The 22,291-nt window shown below is 74.0% G+C and carries 20 protein-coding genes and 1 riboswitch; of the genes, 10 read left to right on the forward strand and 10 right to left on the reverse strand.

Going from position 1 to position 22,291, the window contains the following annotated elements; translation table 11 throughout:
- The first annotated feature begins 102 nt into the window (after positions 1-102).
- On the forward strand, positions 103-1,119 hold the full coding sequence (locus tag ACH4FX_RS15320) for a 2-hydroxyacid dehydrogenase (protein WP_398478949.1): 1,017 nt from the start codon (positions 103-105) through the stop codon (positions 1,117-1,119).
- Here ACH4FX_RS15320 and ACH4FX_RS15325 read toward each other — a convergent pair.
- Both ACH4FX_RS15325 and ACH4FX_RS15330 read right to left on the reverse strand, forming a co-directional pair.
- The gene (locus tag ACH4FX_RS15325; RefSeq protein WP_398478951.1) at positions 1,085-3,010 is read right to left on the reverse strand and encodes an anthranilate synthase family protein; all 1,926 of its coding nucleotides are present in this window, start codon (positions 3,008-3,010) and stop codon (positions 1,085-1,087) included. The genes ACH4FX_RS15320 and ACH4FX_RS15325 overlap by 35 nt on opposite strands.
- 163 nt (positions 3,011-3,173) lie before the next feature.
- A complete protein-coding gene (locus ACH4FX_RS15330; RefSeq protein WP_398478953.1) occupies positions 3,174-3,995 on the reverse strand; it encodes an alpha/beta fold hydrolase in 822 nt (273 codons plus the stop codon).
- Between the two features lie 133 nt (positions 3,996-4,128).
- On the opposite strand from ACH4FX_RS15330, the gene ACH4FX_RS15335 reads away from it, so the two are divergent.
- The 3 genes from ACH4FX_RS15335 to ACH4FX_RS15345 all read left to right on the forward strand — a co-directional run bounded on the left by ACH4FX_RS15335 (position 4,129) and on the right by ACH4FX_RS15345 (position 7,508).
- Positions 4,129-5,511 carry a PLP-dependent aminotransferase family protein gene (locus tag ACH4FX_RS15335; protein WP_398478955.1) on the forward strand — a complete coding sequence of 461 codons (1,383 nt, stop codon included), beginning with the start codon at positions 4,129-4,131 and terminating at the stop codon, positions 5,509-5,511.
- Between the two features lie 165 nt (positions 5,512-5,676).
- A complete protein-coding gene (locus tag ACH4FX_RS15340; RefSeq protein ID WP_398478957.1) occupies positions 5,677-7,026 on the forward strand; it encodes a class II 3-deoxy-7-phosphoheptulonate synthase in 1,350 nt (449 codons plus the stop codon).
- A 143-nt stretch (positions 7,027-7,169) separates the two neighbouring features.
- Complete coding sequence (locus ACH4FX_RS15345) at positions 7,170-7,508, forward strand: bacterioferritin-associated ferredoxin (RefSeq protein ID WP_398479020.1); 339 nt, start codon at positions 7,170-7,172, stop codon at positions 7,506-7,508.
- Positions 7,509-7,566: 58 nt separating this feature from the next.
- Here ACH4FX_RS15345 and bfr read toward each other — a convergent pair whose 3' ends face one another.
- A complete protein-coding gene (bfr, locus tag ACH4FX_RS15350; protein ID WP_398478959.1) occupies positions 7,567-8,046 on the reverse strand; it encodes a bacterioferritin in 480 nt (159 codons plus the stop codon).
- 146 nt (positions 8,047-8,192) lie between these two features.
- Between bfr and ACH4FX_RS15355 the strand changes: the two genes are divergently transcribed.
- Positions 8,193-8,825 (forward strand): sulfite oxidase-like oxidoreductase, encoded by a 633-nt coding sequence (locus tag ACH4FX_RS15355; RefSeq protein ID WP_398478961.1) that lies wholly within the window; start codon positions 8,193-8,195, stop codon positions 8,823-8,825.
- A 45-nt stretch (positions 8,826-8,870) separates the two neighbouring features.
- On the opposite strand, the gene ACH4FX_RS15360 is transcribed toward ACH4FX_RS15355, so the two are convergent.
- The 5 genes from ACH4FX_RS15360 to thiO form a co-directional block, all read right to left on the reverse strand.
- A complete protein-coding gene (locus tag ACH4FX_RS15360; RefSeq protein ID WP_398478962.1) occupies positions 8,871-9,761 on the reverse strand; it encodes a deoxyribonuclease IV in 891 nt (296 codons plus the stop codon).
- Between the two features lie 129 nt (positions 9,762-9,890).
- Positions 9,891-11,882, reverse strand: a complete 1,992-nt coding sequence (gene pknB, locus ACH4FX_RS15365; protein ID WP_398478964.1) for a Stk1 family PASTA domain-containing Ser/Thr kinase — start codon at positions 11,880-11,882, stop codon at positions 9,891-9,893.
- Between the two features lie 153 nt (positions 11,883-12,035).
- A complete protein-coding gene (locus tag ACH4FX_RS15370; RefSeq protein WP_398478966.1) occupies positions 12,036-12,830 on the reverse strand; it encodes a thiazole synthase in 795 nt (264 codons plus the stop codon).
- Between the two features lie 7 nt (positions 12,831-12,837).
- Positions 12,838-13,056 carry a sulfur carrier protein ThiS gene (gene thiS / locus ACH4FX_RS15375; protein WP_398478968.1) on the reverse strand — a complete coding sequence of 73 codons (219 nt, stop codon included), beginning with the start codon at positions 13,054-13,056 and terminating at the stop codon, positions 12,838-12,840.
- On the reverse strand, positions 13,053-14,357 hold the full coding sequence (thiO, locus tag ACH4FX_RS15380; RefSeq protein ID WP_398478970.1) for a glycine oxidase ThiO: 1,305 nt from the start codon (positions 14,355-14,357) through the stop codon (positions 13,053-13,055). The genes thiS and thiO overlap by 4 nt, the downstream gene beginning before the upstream one ends.
- Positions 14,355-14,468, reverse strand: a riboswitch (TPP riboswitch). It overlaps the preceding gene by 3 nt.
- A gap of 162 nt (positions 14,469-14,630) precedes the next feature.
- On the opposite strand from thiO, the gene ACH4FX_RS15385 reads away from it, so the two are divergent.
- The 5 genes from ACH4FX_RS15385 (at position 14,631) to ACH4FX_RS15405 (ending at position 19,420) form a co-directional block, all read left to right on the forward strand.
- Positions 14,631-15,911: an NAD(P)/FAD-dependent oxidoreductase gene (locus tag ACH4FX_RS15385; RefSeq protein ID WP_398478971.1), complete on the forward strand. Its 1,281-nt coding sequence runs from the start codon at positions 14,631-14,633 to the stop codon at positions 15,909-15,911.
- 138 nt (positions 15,912-16,049) lie between these two features.
- Positions 16,050-16,415 carry an Rv2175c family DNA-binding protein gene (locus ACH4FX_RS15390; RefSeq protein ID WP_398478973.1) on the forward strand — a complete coding sequence of 122 codons (366 nt, stop codon included), beginning with the start codon at positions 16,050-16,052 and terminating at the stop codon, positions 16,413-16,415.
- A gap of 149 nt (positions 16,416-16,564) precedes the next feature.
- Positions 16,565-17,215, forward strand: a complete 651-nt coding sequence (gene thiE, locus ACH4FX_RS15395) for a thiamine phosphate synthase (protein ID WP_398478975.1) — start codon at positions 16,565-16,567, stop codon at positions 17,213-17,215.
- Between the two features lie 150 nt (positions 17,216-17,365).
- Positions 17,366-18,283 (forward strand): methylenetetrahydrofolate reductase [NAD(P)H], encoded by a 918-nt coding sequence (metF, locus tag ACH4FX_RS15400; RefSeq protein WP_398478977.1) that lies wholly within the window; start codon positions 17,366-17,368, stop codon positions 18,281-18,283.
- A 51-nt stretch (positions 18,284-18,334) separates the two neighbouring features.
- On the forward strand, positions 18,335-19,420 hold the full coding sequence (locus ACH4FX_RS15405; protein ID WP_398478979.1) for a hypothetical protein: 1,086 nt from the start codon (positions 18,335-18,337) through the stop codon (positions 19,418-19,420).
- A 123-nt stretch (positions 19,421-19,543) separates the two neighbouring features.
- Here the strand turns inward: ACH4FX_RS15405 and ACH4FX_RS15410 are convergent, their stop codons facing one another.
- Together ACH4FX_RS15410 and ACH4FX_RS15415 are read right to left on the reverse strand one after the other, a co-directional pair.
- Positions 19,544-21,097 (reverse strand): phytoene desaturase family protein, encoded by a 1,554-nt coding sequence (locus ACH4FX_RS15410; RefSeq protein ID WP_398478981.1) that lies wholly within the window; start codon positions 21,095-21,097, stop codon positions 19,544-19,546.
- Between the two features lie 144 nt (positions 21,098-21,241).
- Positions 21,242-21,853, reverse strand: a complete 612-nt coding sequence (locus ACH4FX_RS15415; protein ID WP_398478983.1) for a DUF4126 domain-containing protein — start codon at positions 21,851-21,853, stop codon at positions 21,242-21,244.
- Between the last annotated feature and the right edge of the window lie 438 nt (positions 21,854-22,291).

The raw sequence follows: 22,291 nt of genomic DNA on the forward strand, positions 1-22,291 counted from the left end.
GCGCCCGGCGCCGTATATTCGGCCGTGTCGCCGCATATGCCCGAAAAGTGGGAAGGGCGTGCCGGTGACCGGACCGAGTGACCGGCAACGTCGGGAGACACCGTGGAGATCATCGCATTCGGCGTACAGGCGGACGAGCGGCCCCTGCTGGTGAAGGCCTTCGCCGGCCGCCACCAGGTCCGCTGCCTCGACGTCTTCCTCAACCGCGACACCGCCCCGATCGCCGCGGGCTATGAGGTCGTCAGCGTCAGCGTCAACGCCGATCTGCGCGCCGAGGTGCTCCAGGAGCTGGCCGCGGGCGGCACGAAGATGATCGCCCAGCGCTCCACCGGCTACAACAACATCGACCTGGAGGCCGCGGCCGACCTCGGCGTGACCGTCGGCCGGGTCTCCTCCTACTCGCCGTACTCGGTCGCGGAGTTCGCCTGGGGCCTGGCCATGGCGGTCAACCGCCGGATCGTCCGGGCAGCCAACCGGACCCGCAACTTCGACTTCCGGCTGGACGGGCTGCTCGGCCGGGACCTGCACGGCCGCACCGTCGGCGTGCTCGGCACCGGCAAGATCGGCGAGGCGTTCACCCGCATCGCCCACGGCTTCGGGATGCGCCTGCTGGGCTGGGACGTCGCGGAGAACCCCCGCTGCGCCGCGCTGGGCATGGAGTACGTGGGCCTGGACCGGCTGTTCGCCGAGGCGGACCTGATCAGCCTGCACGTGCCGCTGATGGAGTCCACCCGCCACCTCATCGACGCCGCCGCGCTGGCCGCCATGAAGGACGACGCGGTCCTGGTGAACTCCAGCCGCGGCGGCCTGGTGGACACCGCGGCGCTCGTGGAGACCCTGAAGGCCGGTCGGCTCTCCGGTGTCGGCCTGGACGTCTACGAGGAGGAAGCCGGGCTCTTCTTCTTCGACAAGTCCCTGGAGGTCATCCACGACGACACCCTCGCCCGCCTGATGACCTTCGGGAACGTGCTGGTCACCTCGCACCAGGCGTACTTCACCGAGGACGCGGTCGGCCAGATCATCGACGCCACCGCACGCAACGTCGGGGACTACCTGGCCGGCCGCACCAACGAGAACACCCTCGTCACACCAGGACAGCGGCCAGCAGTCGTGCGGTGATCCCGGCCCCGTCCAGGGTCAGCACGGACTCCGGGTGGAACTGCACGCCCGCGAAGCCGGGGCCGCGCAGCGCGTGCACCTCGCCGGTCGCCGCGTCCCGGCTCAACTCGACCCGGTGCATCGCCAGTTCGGCCACCGTCGGCTCGTCACAGCGGGCCGTGAAGGTGTTGTAGAACCCGACGGTTTCCGGGCGGCCGAAGAAGTCGATGCGCTCCTGAGCGCCCTGGAACGGCACCTCCTTGCGCACGATCTCCAGGCCCAGCTCGGCGGCGATCAGCTCGTGGCCGAGGCAGACCCCCAGCAGGCCGTGCCGGTGGTCGCGGACCAGCTCCGCCGCCAGCGCGCGCAGCAGGCGCATCTTCGGGTCGGCCGCGTCGGACGGGTTGCCGGGGCCGGGGCCCAGCACCACCGGTCCCTCGTGGACCGCCGCCGCCTCGCGCAGCCCCGGCTCGTCGTACCGGCGTACGGTCACGTCCAGTCCGGAGGTGCGCAGCAGGTGCGCCAGCATCGCGGTAAAGGTGTCCTCCGCGTCGATCACCAGCGCGTGGCCGGACAGCGCGGCGGTCGGCGCGCTGCTCTGCATCCGCAGCCAGAAGGGCGCGAGGTCCGTGCGGCGGGCGTCGAGGGCGGCGCGCACCCGGGGATCGTCGGCCAGCCGGGGCCGCCGGGCCGCGTCCGCCCCGCGGTCCGGCGCCGGGCGCACGCCGAGCGCGGTCAGCACCCCGGCGGCCTTGGCGTGCGTCTCGGCGACCTCGGCGCGCGGGTCGGAGGCCCGGACGAGCGTGGCGCCGACCGCGACCCGCAGCCCGCCGCCGGCGTCGATGTCCGCCGTACGGATCAGGATCGGCGAGTCCAGCGTCTGCGCGCCGCCCGCGTCCCGGCCGATCAGCGCCAGTGCCCCGGCGTAGTAGCCGCGGCCGTCCGCCTCGTGGCGCTCGATCACCCGGCAGGCGTTCTGCACCGGCGAGCCGACGACGGTCGCCGCGAACATCGTCTCCTTGAGCACCTCCCGCACGTCGAGCGTGGAGCGCCCGCGCAGCTCGTACTCCGTGTGGGCGAGGTGCGCCATCTCCTTGAGCCGCGGCCCGATCACCACACCGCCCTTGTCGCCGACGGTGCACATCATCTTCAGCTCCTCGTCCACGACCATGGACAGCTCCTCCACCTCCTTGCGGTCGCCGAGGAACGCCAGCAGGTGCTCCGGGCTCGGGCCCTCGGCCGGATAGCGGTAGGTGCCGCTGATCGGGTTCATCACGACCGTCCCGCCGGACATCCGCACATGCACCTCCGGGCTGGCGCCGACCAGCGTCCGCCCGCCCGGCCGGTGCACGACGTACGTCCAGTACGCGCCGCGCTCCCCGGCCAGCAGCCGCCGGAACAGGGCCAGCGCGTCGGCCGCGCCGAAGCCCGGGATGTCGCCCTCGAAGGTGCGCCGGATGACGAAGTTGGCGCCCTCCCCGGTGCCGATCTCGTCCTCCAGGACCCGTTCGACGATCTCGGCATAGGCGTCGTCGGAGACGTCGAAGGCGCCGTTCTCGACCCGTACCTCGTGCGCGGGCAGCTGGGCCAGGACCTCGTCGAGCGGCAGTTCGTACGTCTCGCGCGGGAGCAGCACCGCCAGCGGCGTGCCGTCGTCGCGGACGTCGAACCCGCGCTCGCGGATCTGCCGGAAGGGCACGAGCGCCAGCGCGTCGGTGGTCGCCGTGCCGCCGTCCGGCACGCCTTCCCCGAGCGGGATGCCGGCCAGCCGCGGCACTTCCGTCACCTCACCGACCAGCACCTCGACGGTGTCATCGGCGGGCCGGCCGGGTGTACGGCGGCGCAGCAGGGCGAACGGCGGGCAGCCGGGGGACAGCAGGCGCCGCAGGACGTCGTGGGTGGAGCGAGGCATGTCGGCGGTTCCTTCCAGGAGGGGAGGAACGGCCCGCACAACACGGAAGGCCGCCCCTCGGGCGGCCTTCGCGATGTCGGTGGATACGCGCGATCAGTGGGCCGCCGGATGAGCGGTCCACCACCAGGTCATGGTTGCCGGTTGCGCGTACATGGGGGGAACCCTACCCGACGGGCTGGGGGAGCGCCGAGAGAAAGGCGGTCAGCGCGGCGTTGAAGGCGTGCGGCTGTTCCAGATTGGGCAGGTGGGCGGCGTCCTCGACGACGGCGAGCCGCGCGTCCGGGATGCGGGCGTGCAGGAATTCGGCGTCGGCGACCGGTGTGTAGGTGTCGTCGCGGCCGACGGCCACCAGGGCGGGGACGGCGAGGCGGGACAACGTGTCGGTGTAGTCGGGGCGTTCGGCGCGGCCCCGGAGCGCCGCCGCCGCGCCCTCGGGCGGCGTGCCGAGCATCATGCGGCGTACGTGCTCCGCCACCGCGGGCCGGGCGGCGATGGTGCGCGGCGCGACCATCTTGTCGAGGACCTCCTCGGTGTAGTCGCGCAGGCCCTCGCGGAGCAGCCGGTCGGCCATGGCGTTGCGCGCCCGGTGGCCTTCGGGGGTCTCGGCGCGGGCGAAGGTGTCCGCGAGGACCAGGGCGCGCAGCCGGCCGGGGAAGCGGCGGGCGCACTCCATGACGATCTGGCCGCCCATCGACAGACCGCCGAGGACGATCCGCTCCGTCACCCCGAGGTGGTCCAGCAGCGCGGCGAGGTCGGCCGCGAAGGTCTCCAGGCGGGTGAGGCCCGGTACGACCTGGGAGGCGCCGTAACCGCGCAGGTCGGGGACGAGGACGCGGTGGCCGGCGGCGGCCAGGGCGGCGGTCTGCGGGGCCCACATCGTGTGGTCGAAGGGGTGCCCGTGGACGAGAAGGATCGTTTCTCCGGCCGCCTTGCCGGTGTCCTCGTATCTGAGAGTGATGCCGTTGACGGCAGCTTCGTACAGCACAACTCGCCCCTGTTCACCAGAAATTGGCCACTGGCCTGTTGACGGCCCGATGCTATGGGGCGCATCATCTCGGTGCAATAAAAACATTGCTCTCGGTGCAATGTCGCAATGGTGCTACGCCCGTGGAGGGCCCATGGAGGACTACCAGCGCATCGCCGACGCCGTCGCGGCCGACATCGCCGCCGGGCGGCTGCGCCCCGGCGACCGGCTCGCCACCCAGCGCGCCTTCGCCCGCGCCCACGGCATCGCCAACTCCACCGCCGCCCGCGTCTACCGCGAGCTGGCCCGCCGCGGCCTGACCGTCGGCGAGGTCGGCCGTGGCACGTACGTCCGCGCCGCGCAGCACCACCCCGGACCCGCGCTGGCCGAGCCCGCCGACCCCGCCCGCCGCCCCCGCGTCAACCTCGAACTCAACTACCCCGAGGTCCCCGAGCAGGCCGCCCTGCTCGCCCAGGGGCTGGCGCCGCTGCTGCGCCCCGACGTGCTGGGCGCGGCCCTGACGGTGGCCCCCGCCACCGGCTCCCCGGCCGCCCGCGAAGCCTGCGCCGCCCTCCTGGCCCGCGCGGACTTCCGGCCCGACCCGGCCGGTCTGCTGTTCGCGGGCAACGGCCGCCAGGCCATCGCCGGCGCGCTCGCCGCGCTGGTGCCGCCCGGCGGGCGCCTCGGCGTCGAAACGCTCACGTATCCGCTGGTCAAGTCGGTCGCCGCCCGCCTGGGCGTCACCCTCGTACCGCTCGCCGGTGATGCGTACGGCCTGCTGCCCGACGCCGTGCGGAACGCCCACCGCAGCGCTCCGCTGCACGCCGTCTACCTCCAGCCGACGCTGCACAACCCGCTCGGCGTGACCATGCCCGCCGAGCGGCGGGGCGAGCTGGCCGAGACGCTGCGCGCACTGGACCTGTGGGCCGTGGAGGACACCGTCTGGTCCTTCCTCCTGGACGACGCCCGGCAGGCCGGTCTCCCGCCGCTGGCCGCCCTCGCCCCCGAGCGCACGCTGCTGGTCGACAGCCTCTCCAAGCGCCTGTCGCCGGGCCTGACCGTCGGCCTGCTCCTGGCGCCGCCCGCGCACGCCGAACGGGTCGCCGCCGCCCTGCGCTCCGGCGGCTGGACGGCCGGGGCCTTCGCCCTGAACGCCACGGTCCGCTGGCTGCGCGACGGCGCGGTCGGCACGATCGTCGAGGCCAAGCGCCGGGACGCCGCCGCCCGGCAGGCCCTGGTCCGCGAGCACCTGGCCGGTTTCCGTGTCCATGCCGATCCGGCCGCCTACTTCGCCTGGTGGGAACTGCCCGTACCGTGGCGTGCCGAGACCTTCCTCGCAGCCGCCGCCCGGCGCGGCATCGCCGTCACCCCGGCCGCCGCGTTCGCCGTCGCCCCGGAGGGCACGCACGGCGCCGCGCCCGCCCCGGGTGCCGTCCGTGTCGCCCTGGCGGCTCCCGCCGCCGACGAGCTGGCATACGCGCTGGCCGAACTGGCCGCCATCGCCCGGGGCGCCCCCGAGGACTCCGAACCGGACTGAGGGCCGGTGTCCCCGGCCGGAGCCCGGACACCGGCCCCGGGCGCCCGGGCGCGGGCGCACGACCGGCCCCGCGCCCCCGCGCCCCGCGCACCACCGGAGTGGGACCTTCGTCTCACATCCCGGTCGGCGAGATGGACCCCCGTCCGGACCCCGTAAAGTTGACGCGTGACCGTGAACGCTGAAATCCACGCCGGTGGCAACACCTGGCGAGACCTGCCCGCGGCGCAGCAGCCTGAATGGCCGGACCAAGAGGCTCTGCGCGATGTGATCGCCGAGCTGGAGTCCTATCCGCCGCTCGTCTTCGCCGGCGAGTGCGACCAGCTGCGCGAGCGCCTGGGGGCGGTCGCCCGCGGTGAGGCGTTCCTGCTCCAGGGCGGCGACTGCGCGGAGGCGTTCGACGCCGTCTCGGCCGAGCACATCCGCAACAAGCTCAAGACCCTGCTCCAGATGGGCGCGGTCCTCACCTACGCCGGGTCGGTCCCGGTCGTCAAGGTCGGCCGGATCGCCGGCCAGTACAGCAAGCCGCGCTCCAAGCCGACCGAGACCCGCGACGGCGTGACGCTGCCGACCTACCGCGGCGATTCCGTCAACGGCTTCGAGTTCACCGCCGAGGCCCGCATCCCGGACCCGCAGCGCCTGAAGCGGATGTACCACGCCTCCGCCGCGACGCTGAACCTGGTGCGCGCCTTCACCACCGGCGGCTACGCGGACCTGCGCCAGGTGCACGCCTGGAACCAGGACTTCGTGAAGTCCTCCCCGTCCGGGCAGCGTTACGAGGCGCTGGCGCGCGAGATCGACCGGGCGCTGAACTTCATGAACGCCTGCGGGGTGGACCCGGAGGAGTTCAAGACGGTGGAGTTCTACTCCTCCCACGAGGCGCTCGTGCTGGACTACGAGTCCGCGCTGACCCGCACGGACTCCCGCACCGGCAAGCTCTACGACGTCTCCGGGCACATGGTCTGGATCGGCGAGCGCACCCGTCAACTGGGCGGCGCGCACATCGAGTTCGCCTCCCGCATCCGCAACCCGATCGGCGTCAAGCTGGGCCCGACGACGACCGCCGAGGACGCGCTGACGCTCATCGAGCGCCTCGACCCGGAGCGCGAGCCGGGCCGGCTGACCTTCATCACCCGGATGGGCGCGGACAAGATCCGCGACAAGCTGCCCGAGCTGGTCGAGAAGGTCACCGCCACCGGCGCCCAGGTCGCCTGGATCTGCGACCCGATGCACGGCAACACCTTCGAGGCCGCCTCCGGTCACAAGACCCGGCGCTTCGACGACGTGCTGGACGAGGTCAAGGGCTTCTTCGAGGTGCACAAGGGCCTCGGTACGCACCCGGGCGGCATCCACGTGGAGCTGACCGGCGACGACGTCACCGAGTGCGTGGGCGGGGGCGACGAGATCTTCGTCGACGACCTGCACCAGCGCTACGAGACCGCCTGCGACCCGCGGCTCAACCGCAGCCAGTCGCTGGACCTGGCGTTCCTGGTGGCGGAGATGTACCGGGACCAGTAGCCGAGGGGCCCGGCCGGGCCGTACGGACACCCGATGGGGCGCGGATCACAGGATTCGCGCCCCATCGCCGTTGTTCCCGGTCTTTCGTCCCGGGTAAGGTAAGGGTAACCTCACTGCGGAACAGGTCGACGGAGGTGACCCGCGTGTACGTCTGCTCGTGCTTCGGCATCACGGAGCAGCAGGTCCGTGAGCACGCGGATTCCGGCGCCTGCACCCCGCGCCAGATCGCCTCCGCCTGCAAGGCCGGCACCGACTGCGGCGGCTGTGTACGCCGCATCCAGGCGCTGCTCGGCCGGGGGGCGTGCCCCCGGCGCGAACTGATCGACCAGGGCGCGCCCGAGCCGCTCGGCGCCGAGGTGTCCGGGCTGCCGGCCGCCGGGGCGCGCGGCGCCTACGGCACGGCGCCCGGCAGTGTCCCGGACGCGACGACCCCCGACGCGGCGCCGGAAGCCCTGCCCGAAGTCCTTCCCGAAGCGGCCTGACGCCGGCCCGGCCGGTGCGGCGCGGGAACGCTGTGCAGGAACGGTTTGCCGGACCGGTTCAGCTGTCCGGCTGCTCGATGATCTGGGCGATGTAGAGCGGCTCACCGAGCTTCTCGATGAGCTCCAGCTGTGTGTCCAGATAGTCGATGTGGTGCTCCTCGTCGGCCAGGATGCTCTCGAAGATGTTGGCCGAGGTGATGTCCCCCTTGGTCCGCATCAGCTCGACGCCCCGCTTGAGCCGGTCGATCGCCTCGACCTCGATCTGCCGGTCCGCCTGGAACATCTCGGTGACTGTCTGCCCCACCCGGACGTGGAAGAGCCGCTGGTAATTGGGCAGCCCGTCCAGGAACAGGATGCGGTCCGTGAGGATCTCCGCGTGCTTCATCTCGTCGAACGACTCGTGCCGGGTGTACTTGGCCAGCTTCGTCCAGCCGAAGTTCTCCTGCATCTTCGCGTGCAGGAAGTACTGGTTGATGGCGGTCAGCTCGGCGGTCAGCTGCTCGTTGAGGAATTCGATGACCTCGGGGTCGCCCTGCATGGCAGCGGGCTCCTTCCACGCGAGTACTGGCAGGTGCCGCGCATCCTTGCACCGTCGTGAGCTGGGCGTCCAGTAAGTGCACGCTTAGTACGAGTTGCCCGAATCGCTGCCGCCCTGGTCACCGGCACCCCCGAGGGTCTGACACCATGGGAGGCATGGGTCAGCCCGAAAGCCGCGAAGCGGAGCATCCTCAGCTGCCTCCGGGGCAGCGACTGCAACGGGGATGGCCGGTCACGCATTACGGCCCGGTGCCGAAATTCCGGCCCGAACGCTGGGAGTTCCGGGCTTTCGGCGCCACCGCGGACGGCGGCAAACACTGCTGGACGCACGAGGAATTCTCGGCGCTGCCCTATACGACCGTCGTGGCCGACATGCATTGCGTGACGAAGTTCAGCATGCTCGGCGCCGAATGGGGCGGCGTGTCCACCCGTACCGTCCTCGATCTCGCGCCGCCCGCCCCGGACGTCACCCATGTGATGGTGTGGGCCGAATACGGATTCAGTTCGAACCTGAAACTGGCCGATTTCGCCGATGCGAAATGCCTGTTCGCGACCCACCGCTCCGGCGAACCGCTCACCGCCGAGCACGGCTTCCCGGTCCGCCTGATCGTCCCGCACCTGTACGCCTGGAAAGGGCCCAAATGGGTGCGCGGCATCGAGTACATGACGGCGGACCGCCGCGGCTTCTGGGAGGAGCGCGGCTACCACAACCTCGGTGACCCGTGGCGCGAGCAGCGGTACTCGTACCAGGAGGAACCGGGCGACGGTCCGGAGCTGTAGCGCGCGGCGGGCCGCCGGAGGGCGGCCCCGGCGCACGGCCGCGGCTCAGGCCGGGTGCCGCAGCTCCTTCAGGCGCGCCACGTCCGCCGCGTGCCCCTCCTTGCCGCCCGGCGTCTCGATCACCAGCGGCACGCCCACCGTGGCCGGGTGCCGGAACAGCTCGCCGAACGGGCCGGCGCCGATGTGCCCGGCGCCGATGTTCTCGTGGCGGTCCTTGTGGGCGCCGACGACGTCCTTGGAGTCGTTGGCGTGGATCAGTTTCAGCCGTCCTTCGCCCACCACGTCGACCAGCTCGTCCAGCAGCGCCTTCATCCCGCCGGGCGCCGCCATGTCGTGCCCGGCCGCGAAGGCGTGGCAGGTGTCCAGGCAGACGCCCAGCTTCGGGTGCCGGTCCAGCGCGTCGAAGTACGGGCCCAGGTCCTCGGCCAGCGCGCACAGCGACGCTCCCTGGCCCGCCGTCGGCTCCAGCAGCAGCCACGGATCGTCGTCGTGCGTCAGCTCCTCCAGCAGCGGCCGCACCCGCTCGCGCACCTGCGCCAGCGCCTCCGCCCGGGGCCGCCCGCCGGTCGCCGAACCGGTGTGCACCACCACGCCCCGCGCGCCGATCGCCCGGCCGCGCAGCAGTGAATGGCGCAGCGAGACCACGGACTTCTCGACGGTCTCACCGTTGTGCGAGCCGAAGTTGATCAGGTAGGGGGCGTGCACGTACGCCGGGAGCGCCGCCCGCTCGCACGCCTCCCGGAACGCCTCGTCCTGCTGCGGGACACCGGCCGGCGTGGCCCAGCCGCGCGGGTTGGCGACGAAGACCTGGAGGGCCTCGCCGCCGATGTCCCGGGCGTACGGGATGCCGACCTTGGCCAGGCCGCCGGCCACCGGGACGTGGCCGCCGACCGGATTGCGTTCGCGGGCGTGCTGCGGGGAGGGGGAGATGCTCACCCGTCAAGGGTGCCAGGTGCGCGGCGCCCGCCCGGCGTGCGGGCGGGCGTCCTTGCTCACAGTGGGCGCGGTGCCGACGACGGGCGCCCGGCGCGGCGGCTCACCGCGCGCCCGCGCCCGCGCCGGTGCTCACAGCGCGCTCTCCAGCCGGATGGTGATCCTGCTGCCCTTGGCCGCCTGTTCGCCGCCCGCGACCGACTGGCTCTCGACCGTGTCCCGGGGGAACAGGAACGGCTTCTTGACCTCGACCTCGAAGCCCGCGCCGGTCAGCGCCCGCTTGGCCTCGTCGGTGCTCTTGCCCGTCACGTCCGGGACGGTGACCATCTCGGGGCCCGCGGAGAGCGTGAGGGTGACCGTGTCGCCCTTGCCCTGCCTGCTGCCCTGCCCGGGCGACTGCCGGGCGACCTTGCCCTTGTCCTGCGGGGAGTGCACCGGCGCGTCCGCGATCTTCACGTCGAAGCCCGCGCCGCGCAGCGTGGCCTCGGCGTCCGCCCGGTCCCGGCCGGTCACGTCCGGCACGTCGACCGCGGCGCCGCGGCTGACGGTGAGCGCGACGGCGGTGTCCGGGCGGCGCTTGCTGCCCGCCGCCGGGTCGGTGCGGACCACCGAGCCCTTGGCGACCTCGTCGGAGAACTCCTTGCGCACCGTGCCCACCGTCAGGCCCAGGTCGCGCAGCTTGCGCTTGGCGTCGGCGACCGGGGTGCCCGCCAGGTCGGGCACCTGGACGATCTCCGGGCCCTTGGACAGGGTGATGGTGACCGTGCCCGTACCGCGGACGCGCTTGCCGTTCTCCGGGTCCGTGGCCATGACGTGGCCGCGCGCCACGTTCGGGCTGAAGTCGTGCTCGACCTTCACGTCCAGGCCCTCGGCGCGCAGCGTCTGCTCGGCCTTCGCCTGCGTCATGTCCAGTACGGCCGGAACGGTGGTGAACTGTCCGGAGTTGATGTACCAGACGCCCGCGCCCACCACCAGGACGAGCAGCACGGCCGCCACCACCGACACCGTCCTGCGCCGGGCCCGCAGCAGCCCCGCCCACGGTCCGGACCGCGGCGCCGGGGCCGCCGGGCGCAGCCGGGTGGTCCGCTCGGCCGTCGACGCGGGCTCCGCCGGCGGCGTCTCCAGCCGGCTGGTGCGGTTCAGCGGCTCTTCCAGCGGCAGTGGCGGCTGGACGGCCACGGCCCGCGGCAGCACACTCGTACGGTCCTCGGAACCGGCCCCGGAGCCGCCCTCCGGCGCTTCCTCGGCCCGTGGCGGCACCGCGTCCAACTGCGCGTCGGACAGCTCGGCGCGGACCGTGCGGGCCTGCGCGAGCAGCGTCACCGCGTCCTGCGGGCGCAGTTCGGGGCGGCGCGCGGTGGCCGCGGCGGTCAGGTCGTCCAGCTGCGGCGCCAGCTCCGGCGCGTACGTGGACGGAGGCGGCACGTCCTCGTGCAGGTGCCGGTAGAGGACCTGGGCCGCGTTGCCCCCGGTGTGCGGCTTGCCGCCGGTCAGCATCTCGAACAGCACCACGCCGCACGCGTAGACGTCCGCGGGCGGGCCGGCGCTGCCCTCCTCGATCTGCTCGGGCGCCAGGTAGGAGACGGTCCCCAGGACCGAGCCGGTCGAGGCGGTGGTGTGCGTGCCCACGGTCCGTACGAGGCCGAAGTCGGCGACCTTGACCCGGCCGTCGTCACCGATCAGCACGTTCTCCGGCTTCACGTCGCGGTGCACCAGCCCGGCCCGGTGCGCGGCGCCCAGCGCGGCCAGCATCGGCTCCAGGATGTCGAGGGCGGCGCGCGGCTGGAGGGCACCGCGCCGCCGCAGCACGTCGCGCAGCGTGCAGCCCGCCACATACTCCATGGCCAGGTAGACGTACGCACCGTCCGTGCCCTGGTCGTAGACGCCGACCACATTGGGGTGGTCGAGCCGGGCGGCGGACTTCGCCTCGCGGATGAAGCGGTCGACGAACGCCGCGTCGGCCGCCAGCGACGGGTGCATCACCTTCAGGGCGAGCACCCGGTCCAGCCGGGTGTCCAAGGCCCGGTAGACCGTGGCCATGCCGCCGGCGGCGATGCGCGCCTGCACCTGGTAGCGGCCGTCGAGCAGCTGCCCGACGAGGGGGTCCTGAAGGGTCGTATCCACGGCTGTGGAGTCTACGAGCCGCTGCTGTGACCGCCGAAGCCCCGCCCACGACCAGCGGCTTTCTGCAGCCGAACGGTGACAGGGACGGTACCGGATGTCCCTTTCGCGAGGCGCGGGCGGCGGCCGTACGGGGCCGCCGCCCGGCGCGCCGCCTCAGAAGGCGGGCCGCTCCGGGTCCAGCGCGGCCACGCCCCCGGTGGGCGAGGAGGCCTCCGCGTGGTGGCGGCGCGGTATCCGTCCCGCCCGGTACGCCAGCCGGCCGCCCTCGACCGCGTGCCGCATTGCCTCCGCCATCAGCACGGGCTCCTGCGCGCGGGTCACCGCGGACGCCAGCATCACCGCGGCGCAGCCCAGCTCCATGGCGAGCGCCGCGTCCGAGGCGGTGCCCGCGCCCGCGTCCAGGATCACCGGGACCCCGGCCCGCTCGGTGATCAGCTGGAAGTTGTGCGGGTTGCGGATGCCCAGCCCGGAGCCGATGGGGGAGCCCAGCGGCATGATCGCGGCGCAGCCCACGTCCTCCAGCTTGCGGGCCAGCACCGGGTCGTCGTTGGTGTACGGCAGCACTGTGAAGCCGTCGTCCACCAGGGTCTCGGCGGCGTCCAGCAGCTCGACCGGGTCCGGCAGCAGTGTGCGCTCGTCGGCGACCACCTCCAGCTTGACCCAGTCGGTGCCCAGCGCCTCACGGGCCAGCCGGGCGGTGAGGACGGCCTCGCCCGCGGTGAAGCAGCCCGCGGTGTTCGGCAGCGCGCGGATGCCGTTCCGCTCCAGTACGGACAGCACCGAACCCTGCACGGCCGGGTCCAGGCGGCGCATGGCCACCGTCGTCAGCTCCGTACCGGAGGCGAGCAGCGCCCGTTCCAGGACGTCGAGGCTGGGTGCCCCGCCGGTGCCCATGATCAGACGGGAGCCGAAGGCGGTGTCGGCGATGGTGAGCAGATCGTCGGCCATGGCGGGGTCAGCCTCCCTGGACTGCGGTGAGGACCTCGACGCGGTCGCCGTCGCCGAGCGCGGTGGCGGGCCACTGGCCGCGCGGCACCACGGCCTCGTTGACGGCGGCGGCCACGCCGCTGGGGGCCGTGGTGAGACCGGCGACGAGCCGGTCCAGGGTGAGCCCGCCGGGGATCTCCCGGGGCTCGCCGTTCACGGAGACGGTGATGGGCGTGCGGACGGTCATGCGGGCTGCTCCTGGAGGGCGGGGGCGGGCGCGGTGCCCGGCCGGGCACCGGACGGGACGGGGCCGGACGGCCGCGGTGCGAAGCGGTCCGGGGCGAACGGCCGGGCCTCCTCCGGGAGCGGGCCGCCGGTCAGCACCGCCGCCATCGCGTCGCCGGTGACGGGCGTCAGCAGCACCCCGTTGCGGTGGTGGCCGGTGGCCACCAGGAGGCCGGGCAGCGCGGTCGGGCCGAGCAGCGGCGCGTTGTCGGGCGAGCCGGGGCGCAGCCCGGCGCGGGTCTCGACCAGCGGCAGCTCGGTGATGCCGGGCACCAGCTCGTGGGCGTCCCGCAGCAGCTCGTACACGCCGCCCGCGGTCACCGTGGTGTCCCAGCCCAGCTCCTCGCTGGTGGCGCCGACGACCAGCTCACCGTCCTCGCGCGGTACGAGGTAGAGCGGGCCGCCGCGCACCACGGCCCGTACGGTGCGGGACAGGAACGGTACGCCCCCGGGCAGCCCGTCCGGCATGCGCAGCCGCAGCACCTGGCCCTTGACCGGGCGGACCGGCGGCAGCACCTCCTCCGGGACGCCCGCCAGCCGCCCGCTGCAGCTGCCCGCGGCGAGCACGACCTGCCCGGCCTCGATCCGGCTCCCGTCGGCCAGTTCGGCGCCGGTGGCGCGGCCCCGCCCGACGGTCAGCCGCCCGGCGGCGGCGCGGTGGAAGACGACCCCGGCCCGCTCGCAGGCGGCGAGCAGCGCGGCGGCCAGCCGGCGCGGATCGACCTGGTGGTCCCCGTCCACCCGGAGCCCGCCGCGTACGCCCGGCGCGAGCAGCGGCTCCAGGCGCCGGCACTCGCGCCCGGTCAGCCACTCGGAGTCCAGGCCGCTGCGGCGCTGGAGGGCGTGCAGCTCGCGCAGGTGGGCACGGTCGTCGGCGTCCAGCGCGACGGCCAGCGTGCCGCACTGCCGGTAGCCGAGGTCCCGGCCGCTCGCCTCGGCCAGCTCGGCCGCGAAGTCCGGGTAGCGGCGGGCGGAGGCGAGGTTGAGGCCGAGGAGCGTCTGTTCGCCGTAGTGGAGTTCGGTGACCGCGGCCAGCATGCCGGCCGCGACCTGGGCGGCACCGCCGCCGGGCGCCGGGTCCGCGACGGTGGTGCGCAGCCCGCGCTGGGCCGCCCGCCAGGCGGTCACCAGGCCGATGATGCCGCCGCCGATGACCAGGACGTCGGGGGACCCGCCGGGGACGGGTGTTCCCGCCGCCTCCGCAGATGGCCGCGGGGACGTCGGTTCCGAGCTCCGTACCGATGTCTGTGCAGGTGGATGCATGGGCGTCCAGCCCCTCCCTTCGCCGGCATGACCCGGATCAGGTTCGTACGGTCGGAGGCCGCAGCAGCCTCCCTCTCAGCCCGGTGCGTCCGGGCTCCCGCGAGTGCGTTCCCCGCAACCCTAGTACGGGCGTCCGACGCACCGTAAGGGAGCGCCGGGGCCGGGGCGCGGCCCGTCGCGCGAGTTCCTGAGGGTGACCGGCCGTGACGTTGTGTCATAGATCTCGTTGCACGGTGCTCCTGATCGCGCGACACGCCGTCCTACAGTGATCGGGTGAGCGAGCAGACCCAGCCCCAGGGCCCGGACCGCGCGGGCCAGGACCGCGAACCCGCCGAGCGCGCCGCCGAACGCGCCCGGCGCGTCGTCATCGTCGGCGCCGGCCTGGCCGGTGTGCAGACCGCCGTCGCCCTGCGCGAACAGGGCTGGCGCGGCGGGATCACAGTGCTCGGCGACGAGCCGCACCGGCCGTACGACCGCCCGCCGCTCTCCAAGGCCGTGCTGCTCGGCAAGGCCGACGGCTCCACCTTCGACGTGGACTTCGCGGCGCTCGGCATCGACCTGCTCCTGGGGCGGCGCGCCACCGGGCTCGCGGCCGCCTCCCGAGTGGTCGAGACCGAGGCCGGACCGGTCCCGTACGACCACCTGGTGATCGCGACCGGTGCCGAACCGGTCACCCTGCCCGGCTGCGACGGACTGCCGGACGTCCATGTGCTGCGCACCCTCGACGACGCCGAGCGGCTGCGGCCCGTACTGGCCGGGCAGCGCGAGGTCGTGGTGGTCGGCGCGGGCTGGATCGGCGCGGAGTTCACCACCGCGGCGCGCGAGGCGGGCTGCGGGGTGACCGTCGTCGAGGCCGCCGACCGGCCGCTGGCCGGCGCGCTGCCCGCCGAGGTCGCCGCCCCCATGACGGCCTGGTACGAGGACAGCGGCGCCCGGCTGCGCACCAACGCCCGGGTCGCCGCCCTCACCGAGGGCACGGTGACGCTGGCCGACGGCGCCACGCTCGCCGCCGACGCGGTCGTGGTCGGCATCGGCGCCCGGCCCGCGACTGCCTGGCTCGCCGGCTCCGGCGTCGAGCTGTCGTCCGGGGACCGCTCGGTGCTGGCCGACGAGCGGCTGCGCACCTCGGTGCCCGACGTGTACGCGGTCGGCGACTGCGTCTCCTTCCCGTCCGCCCGCTACGGCAGCCGCCTGCTCGTCCACCACTGGGACAACGCCCTCCAGGGGCCGCGCACGGTCGCCGCCACCATCGTCCGCGGCGCGGCGGAGGGGCCGGTCTACGACCCGGTCCCGTACTTCTGGTCCGAGCAGTTCGGCCGGTTCGTGCAGTACGCCGGGCACCACGCCGGCGCCGACGAGACGGTCTGGCGCGGCGACCCGGCGAGCGCCGCCTGGTCGGTGATCTGGCTGCGCGACGGCGTGCTGGTCGCGCTGCTGGCGGTCGGCCGGCCGCGCGACCTGGCCCAGGGGCGCAAGCTCATCGAGCGGGGCGCGGCGATGGACCGGCGGCTGGCCGCGGACGCGTCCGTACCGCTGAAGTCGGCGGTGGTCTGAGCCTGGTTCCCGGCCCGCGCGCGGCGGGCCGGGGCGGCTCGTGCGGGCGGCTCGTGCGGGCGGCTCGTACGGGTGCGGGCCTGCCCCGATGGCGATGCCCCGCTACCGGCTGTCAGTGGGAGGTGGCAGGCTTGTCCCGTGACCGAGATTGACGCAAAGATCGATGGACTCGTTCCCGCCTGGCTCACCCTCCCCGACATCGCCGAAGAGATCGGCGTCGAGGTGACGCGTGTGCGGCAGCTGGTGAAGGAGGGCCAGCTGATCGCGGTGCGCCGTGGCGAGAACCGTGCCCTTCACGTACCGGCCGACTTCATCAAGGACGGCAAGGTCGTCAAGGGACTCGTCGGGACGCTCACGCTCCTGCGGGACGACGGCTTCGCCGACGAGGAGATGCTGGAGTGGCTCTTCACCGCCGACGAGACCCTGCCCGGCACCCCCGCCCAGGCCCTGCGTGAGAACCGCGGTACGGAGGTGAAGCGCCGGGCCCAGGCGCTCGCCGTCTAGGTCGGCCCGCTGCGGGCGTCCGTGCGCGAGCGCGCCCGCAGCCGTACCGCCGTCGCGCCCGCACCCGCGGGCCGCGACCGTCTTCGCACCACTGGCGTACGGGCCGGAAGGCCCGGCCCGTACGCCGCAGACCTGGGGGGACCCGCCCGATGACCACCGCACGCCACGCCCTGTCCGACGCCCGGCTCTACCTGTGCACGGACGCCCGCAAGCGCCAGGGCGACCTCCCGCAGTTCCTGGACGCGGTGCTCACTTCCGGTGTGGACATCGTGCAGCTGCGCGACAAGGGCATGGAGGCCGCCGAGGAACTGACCCACCTGGAGGTCTTCGCGGACGCCTGCCGCCGACACGGCAAGCTGCTGGCGGTCAACGACCGCGCCGACGTCGCGCACGCCATCGGCTCGGACGTGCTGCACCTGGGCCAGGGCGACCTGCCGGTGCCCGCCGCCCGCGCCGTCCTCGGCGACGAGGTGCTGATCGGCCGGTCCACCCACGCCGAGGCCGAGGTGGACGCCGCGCTGGCCGAGCCCGGCGTGGACTACTTCTGCACCGGGCCGTGCTGGCCCACCCCCACCAAGCCCGGCCGCCCCGCCCCCGGCCTCGGCCTGGTCCGGTACGCCGCCGCGCGGCGGCCCGATCGCCCCTGGTTCGCGATCGGCGGCATCGACGCGGGCAATCTGGACGAGGTGCTGGCGGCGGGCGCCCGCCGGGTCGTCGTCGTACGGGCGATCACCGAGGCCGAGGACCCGGGCGCAGCCGCCGCCGACCTGGCGAAGCGGGTGCGCGCGTACACGGAGTGAGCGGGCCGCGGGGGGCGGAAGGCGCTCCGGGGCGCCCCGCCTGGACGTGAGATGACCGGCCGGTGTCCAGGGTGTGGACCGGAATGCGGCTATCCGGGCATTTCGTCGGAGCCGGTTGGTGCGTACGGCACCGGTGGATAATCTGCACGTATGGCCCTTGGCACAGCTTCCACCAGGACTGATCGCGCGCGGACCGTGCGCGACCTGCTCGCTTCCGGCAAGCAGTCGTATTCGTTCGAATTCGCCGCCCCGAAGACGGAGAAGGGCGAGCGGACGTTGTGGAACGCCATTCGCCGCATCGAAGCCGTCTCCCCGACCTTCGTCTCGGTGACCTACGGCGCGGGCGGCACCTCCCGCGAAGGCACGGTGCGCGCCACCGAGCGGATCGCCACCGACACCACCCTCACCCCGGTCGCCCACCTGACCGCCGTCAACCACTCCCTGGCCGAGCTGCGCAACATCATCGGGCAGTACGCCGGCGCGGGCATCCGCAACATGCTCGCGCTGCGCGGCGACCCGCCCGGCGACCCGATGGGCGACTGGGTCCCGCACCCCGAAGGCGTGCGGTACGCCGCCGAACTGGTCCGGCTCATCAAGGAGTCGGGCGACTTCTGCGTCGGTGTGGCCGCCTTCCCGGAGATGCACCCGCGCTCGACGGACTGGGACACCGACGTACGGCACTTCGTCGACAAGTGCCGGGCCGGCGCGGACTTCGCCATCACCCAGATGTTCTTCTACGCCGAGGACTACCTGCGACTGCGCGACCGGGTCGCGGCGGCGGGTTGCGAGACGCCCGTCATCCCGGAGATCATGCCGGTCACCAACGTCCGCCAGATCGAACGGTTCGCGCAGCTCAGCAACGCGGCCTTCCCGCCCGAGCTGGCCGAGCGCATCCTCGCCGTCAAGGACGATCCGGCGGCTGTACGCTCCATTGGCATCGAGTACGCGACGGAGCTGTGCGCGCGCCTGATGGCCGAGGGAAGTCCCGGGTTGCACTTCATTACCCTGAACCACTCCACGGCGACGCTGGAAATCTACGAGAATCTGGGGCTGCACCAGCAGTCCTGACGGCGGTTTGCCGCACCACGGCGGCTGTGGAGCGGCGGAAGAGGGGCCTATATGGGCTGGGTGGTCCTGTACATCGCATTTGCCTGCGTTGCGCTCTGGCTCCTCGGTGAAGTGCTGCTCCAGTACAAGGCCCGGCTGCGGTGGCGGCTGCTGGCCTTCACCGGCTTCCTCGGTGTGGTCGTCGGCGTCGTCATCCCGTCGGTGATCGTCATAGCGGTGGGCGCCATCGCCTTCGCCGTCGGTCAGACCTACGTCACGCTCTCTTTCCGCAGCGGCTTCTCCGAAGGCTGGGCGCTGCGCGGCAAGCGCGGTGACAGCGGCAGGCGCGGCGACAGCCGGCGGCGCCGGGCCCGGGGCGGCAACCGGGCCGCGAACGCCGGTCCGACGCTCCAGGTCTCCGGCCTGGAGGCGGTCCCGGCCATGGAGGGCGCGGCCGTCGGGGGAGCGGCCACCGGGGGAGCGGACGGAGCTCCGGCCCCGGTCGGCACGGCCGCGTACGACGGCACGGACCCCTTCGCCCCGCACGACGGCTTCCCGGCCGGGACGGGCGCCCAGGACGGCTACGCGGGCGCGGACTCCACCGAGGTCTACGCGCCGCAGCCGCTGCCCGACGAGACCGGTCAGTACGGCATATACAGCTCCGACGCGCGCCCGCAGCAGCCGGACTACGCCGCGTACGACGGCGGGTACCAGGACTACGGCCAAGACGGCTACGGCTACGACGGGGGATACGGAGGCGCCGCCGCCCAGGGCGGGCAGGACGGCTACGCCGACCATTACAGCGCTTACGGCGCCGGCCAAGGCCAAGATCAAGGCCAAGGCCAGAACCAGGGCTCTGGCCACGGGCAGACCCCCGGCCAGCAGGCGCCCTACTCCGACCCGTACCTGGGCTCGCAGCAGTACGCCGCGCAGTACGACCCGTACGACCAGCCGGACGCGTTCGGGGGGACGCCGGACTACTCGGCGCAGCAGTACACCGGCGTGCAGGACCCGGCGCAGCCCTCGTACAGCGAGACGCCGCCCGGCGGGGTGTGGGTCCCCCAGCAGCGCGGCAACGAGCCCACCGAGCAGCCGTATCCGCCCTACCAGCCGCCTCCGCAGAACCAGGGCTTCGACGGACAGCAGTACCGCTACTGAGCGGCCGGGCGCGCTCGGGCGGACCGCGGACCGCGGTCATCGGGAGCCGCGCCGGTGTCACCACGGGCGTGCCGGGGCACTGGAAGCCGCGCCGGTCTCACCGGGAGCCGCGCCCGGCCCCGGTCACTGGGAGCCGCGCCAGTCGTCCCCGTTCACGATCAGGCCCGCGACGAGGGCGCCCGACATCCCGGCGTGTGCCAGCCCGCCGCCCGGGTGCGTCCAGCCGCCGACCGCGTACAGCCCGGCTATGCGGGTGCGGTTGGCGGGGCGCAGGAAGCGGCCCCCGGCACCGGCCAGCGCCGGACCCGGCACCGACTCGCCTTCGGCGGGCGGCAGCACGGCCCGCCACAGCACCCGCTCCCCAAGGCCCGGTATCGCCGCTTCGGCCGCTTCGACCAGCCGGTCGGCGGCAGCCGCCGAGGCGGCCGTCTCCGCGGCCGGCCGCACCCCGTCCGGGTGCTCCGCGCCGACCGGCGTCCGGGCCAGGTCGCCGTACGGCGCGATCGCGGCGCTCAGTGTCACGGCCTCGTGGCCGTCGTCGGGCCGGGACGCCGGATCGTCCGGGCGCAGCACCGTCACCGTCGGGCGGTCGACCAGCGTCCCCGGGCCCGCCCCGAAGACGGCCGCCAACTCCGCGGCGGGATCGGCGGCATGGACCACCGTGCGGTGTGCCGCGTCCGCCGGGCGGGGGCCGCGCAGCGCGAGCGCGACCGTGAACCGTCCCGGCGTGCGGCGGCTCTCCTCCGCGACGGGCCGTACGTCCTCCGGGCCCCACGGCTCGGCGCCCTTCAGGAGCGCCGTCAGCCGCTCGGGGGCGACGCCCGCAACGACCGTGTCCGCCTCGGCGCAGCCGCCGTCCCGCAGTTCGACGCCGGCCGCCCGGCCGTCCGCCTCGATGACGCGTGTCACCTCCGCGCCGAAGGTGAACTCCACCTTCCGGTCCAGGCAGCGCTCGTACAGCGCGTCCGCCAGCGCCCGGACGCCGCCGCGCGGATACCAACTTCCGAAAGTCTGCTCCATGTACGGCAGGACGGCGGCGCTCGCGGGGACGGTGCGCGGGTCGAAGCCGTACGCCAGGGCGCAGCTCTCCAGGAGGGCGGTCAGCCGGGGGTCCTTCAGCTCACGGCGGGCCACCTCGGCGAGGGTGCCGTCCGTCCCGGGCCGGCGCCGCCCGAACAGGCCGCGCTTGGGCAGCGCGGGATACGGGTCGCGCCCCAGCACCTGCCAGTCGGGCCACAGGGGCTCCTCCAGCAGCGGCCGGCGCGTGCGGTCCCAGGCCTCGCGGGCGCGGCCCAGGAAGTCGCTCCAGCGCTCACCCGCGCCCGCGCCCAGCGCGCCGTCCAGCGCGGCCAGGACGCCGGCCCGGGAGGCGTTCGGCAGGGAGACGGCCGTGCCGTCCGCGAAGACATGGCGGGCGGCGGGATCGACCTGGGACAGTTCGAGCACGCTCTCCAGCGGCTCGCGGCCGGTCTTGACGAACAGGTCGCGGTAGACGGCCGGAAGGTGCAGCAGCCCGGGCCCGGTGTCGAAGCCGAAGCCCGCGCGCTCGAAGCGGCGCACCGCGCCGCCGTACGTCGTACCGCGTTCGTACACCGCCACCCGGTGGCCCGCGACGGCCAGCCGGGCGGCGGCCGCCATCGCGCCCATCCCGGCGCCGATCACCGCAATCCGTGCCATGCCTGCGACTTTATCCGGCACCACTGACAACGCCGCCGCAGCCTGCCCCGGACCGGCGCCCCGGGCTTCCGCGCGGCATCCGGAATCCGCTCCGCGACCCGGCCCCGGCCCCGCCTGCCGTGACGGCCGGGCCCGTGCCGCGGCTCAGCCCACCGGCGCCCCGGCCCCGCCCGTCCGCCGTTCCTCCCGCCGCTGCTTCCTGCGCCGCAGGAAGCGCCGTACCCGGGACCACAGGAACACCACCAGGACGATGCCGCCGACCAGCAGCACCCCGGCGATGACCGCCGCGGCCACCGGGTGGAACACCGCGAAGACGATGATGCCCGCGACCCCCAGGTCCTCCAGCGTGCTCAGCACGAAGTTGCTGGCCGGCTCGGGCGAGGTGTTCACCGCCATCCGCGTGCCCGCCTTGACCAGGTGGCTCACCAGTGCGCTGGAGCCGCCCACCGCGCCCGCCGCCAGCTGCGGCAGCGACCCGTCGTGGCCGGCGAGCAGGGCCGCCACGACACCGCCGGACACCGGCCGGACGACCGTGTGCACGGCGTCCCACACCGAGTCCACGTACGGGATCTTGTCGGCGACGGCCTCGCACAGGAAGAGCACTCCCGCGACGATCAGCACGTCGGGACGTTGCAACGCCTCGGGCACCTCGTCGGCGACGCCGGTCGCCCCGAGCACGCCGAGCAGCAGGACGACGGCGTAGGCGTTGACGCCGCTGGCCCAGCCGCTGGTGAAGACCAAAGGGAGTACGGACACGCAGGAGATCGTAGCCAGCCGCTGCGCGTCGGTGCTCAGGTTTGAGTATCCGTACTCAGTCCCTGAGATGAGTAGGTACGCGGATGGGCCGCGACCTGCGCGGACGGAAGAGTAAGGGCCACGGAAGGGACGCCGGGCCGGCACCGCCGGCACGGGGCGGCGGAACGGCACGGCAGCCCGGACGTGACGGGGGAGCACGGGGGAGTACGGGGGCTCCACAGGGGAGAGCACGGGGGTGCGGAGCCCCACGGGGGAAGCGCTGTCCTGGACGGATCGCCGGGGGAACGATCCGTTCCGGGGCAGCGCGCGGTACGACGACGGCGGCGGGGGGGGGGGGCCCCGGGGGGGGCGCCCCCCCCCCGGGGGGGGGGCCCCCCCCCGGGGGGGGGGGGGCGGGGGGCGGCCCCCCCCCCCCCCCCCCCGCCGCCCCCGCCCCCC

The organism is Streptomyces sp. NPDC018019 (genome assembly GCF_044327805.1).
In the GTDB taxonomy this organism is placed as follows: Bacteria; Actinomycetota; Actinomycetes; order Streptomycetales; family Streptomycetaceae; genus Streptomyces.

Excerpts from the sequence above, each read along its gene's own strand:
- ACH4FX_RS15325 (WP_398478951.1), bottom strand. The coding sequence starts at position 3,010 with ATGCCTCGCTCCACCCACGACGTCCTGCGGCGCCTGCTGTCCCCCGGC.
- ACH4FX_RS15335 (WP_398478955.1), top strand. The coding sequence starts at position 4,129 with ATGGAGGACTACCAGCGCATCGCCGACGCCGTCGCGGCCGACATCGCC.
- bfr (WP_398478959.1), bottom strand. The coding sequence starts at position 8,046 with ATGCAGGGCGACCCCGAGGTCATCGAATTCCTCAACGAGCAGCTGACC.
- ACH4FX_RS15355 (WP_398478961.1), top strand. The coding sequence starts at position 8,193 with ATGGGAGGCATGGGTCAGCCCGAAAGCCGCGAAGCGGAGCATCCTCAG.
- ACH4FX_RS15370 (WP_398478966.1), bottom strand. The coding sequence starts at position 12,830 with ATGGCCGACGATCTGCTCACCATCGCCGACACCGCCTTCGGCTCCCGT.
- thiS (WP_398478968.1), bottom strand. The coding sequence starts at position 13,056 with ATGACCGTCCGCACGCCCATCACCGTCTCCGTGAACGGCGAGCCCCGG.
- thiO (WP_398478970.1), bottom strand. The coding sequence starts at position 14,357 with ATGCATCCACCTGCACAGACATCGGTACGGAGCTCGGAACCGACGTCC.
- thiE (WP_398478975.1), top strand. The coding sequence starts at position 16,565 with ATGACCACCGCACGCCACGCCCTGTCCGACGCCCGGCTCTACCTGTGC.
- metF (WP_398478977.1), top strand. The coding sequence starts at position 17,366 with ATGGCCCTTGGCACAGCTTCCACCAGGACTGATCGCGCGCGGACCGTG.
- ACH4FX_RS15405 (WP_398478979.1), top strand. The coding sequence starts at position 18,335 with ATGGGCTGGGTGGTCCTGTACATCGCATTTGCCTGCGTTGCGCTCTGG.
- ACH4FX_RS15410 (WP_398478981.1), bottom strand. The coding sequence starts at position 21,097 with ATGGCACGGATTGCGGTGATCGGCGCCGGGATGGGCGCGATGGCGGCC.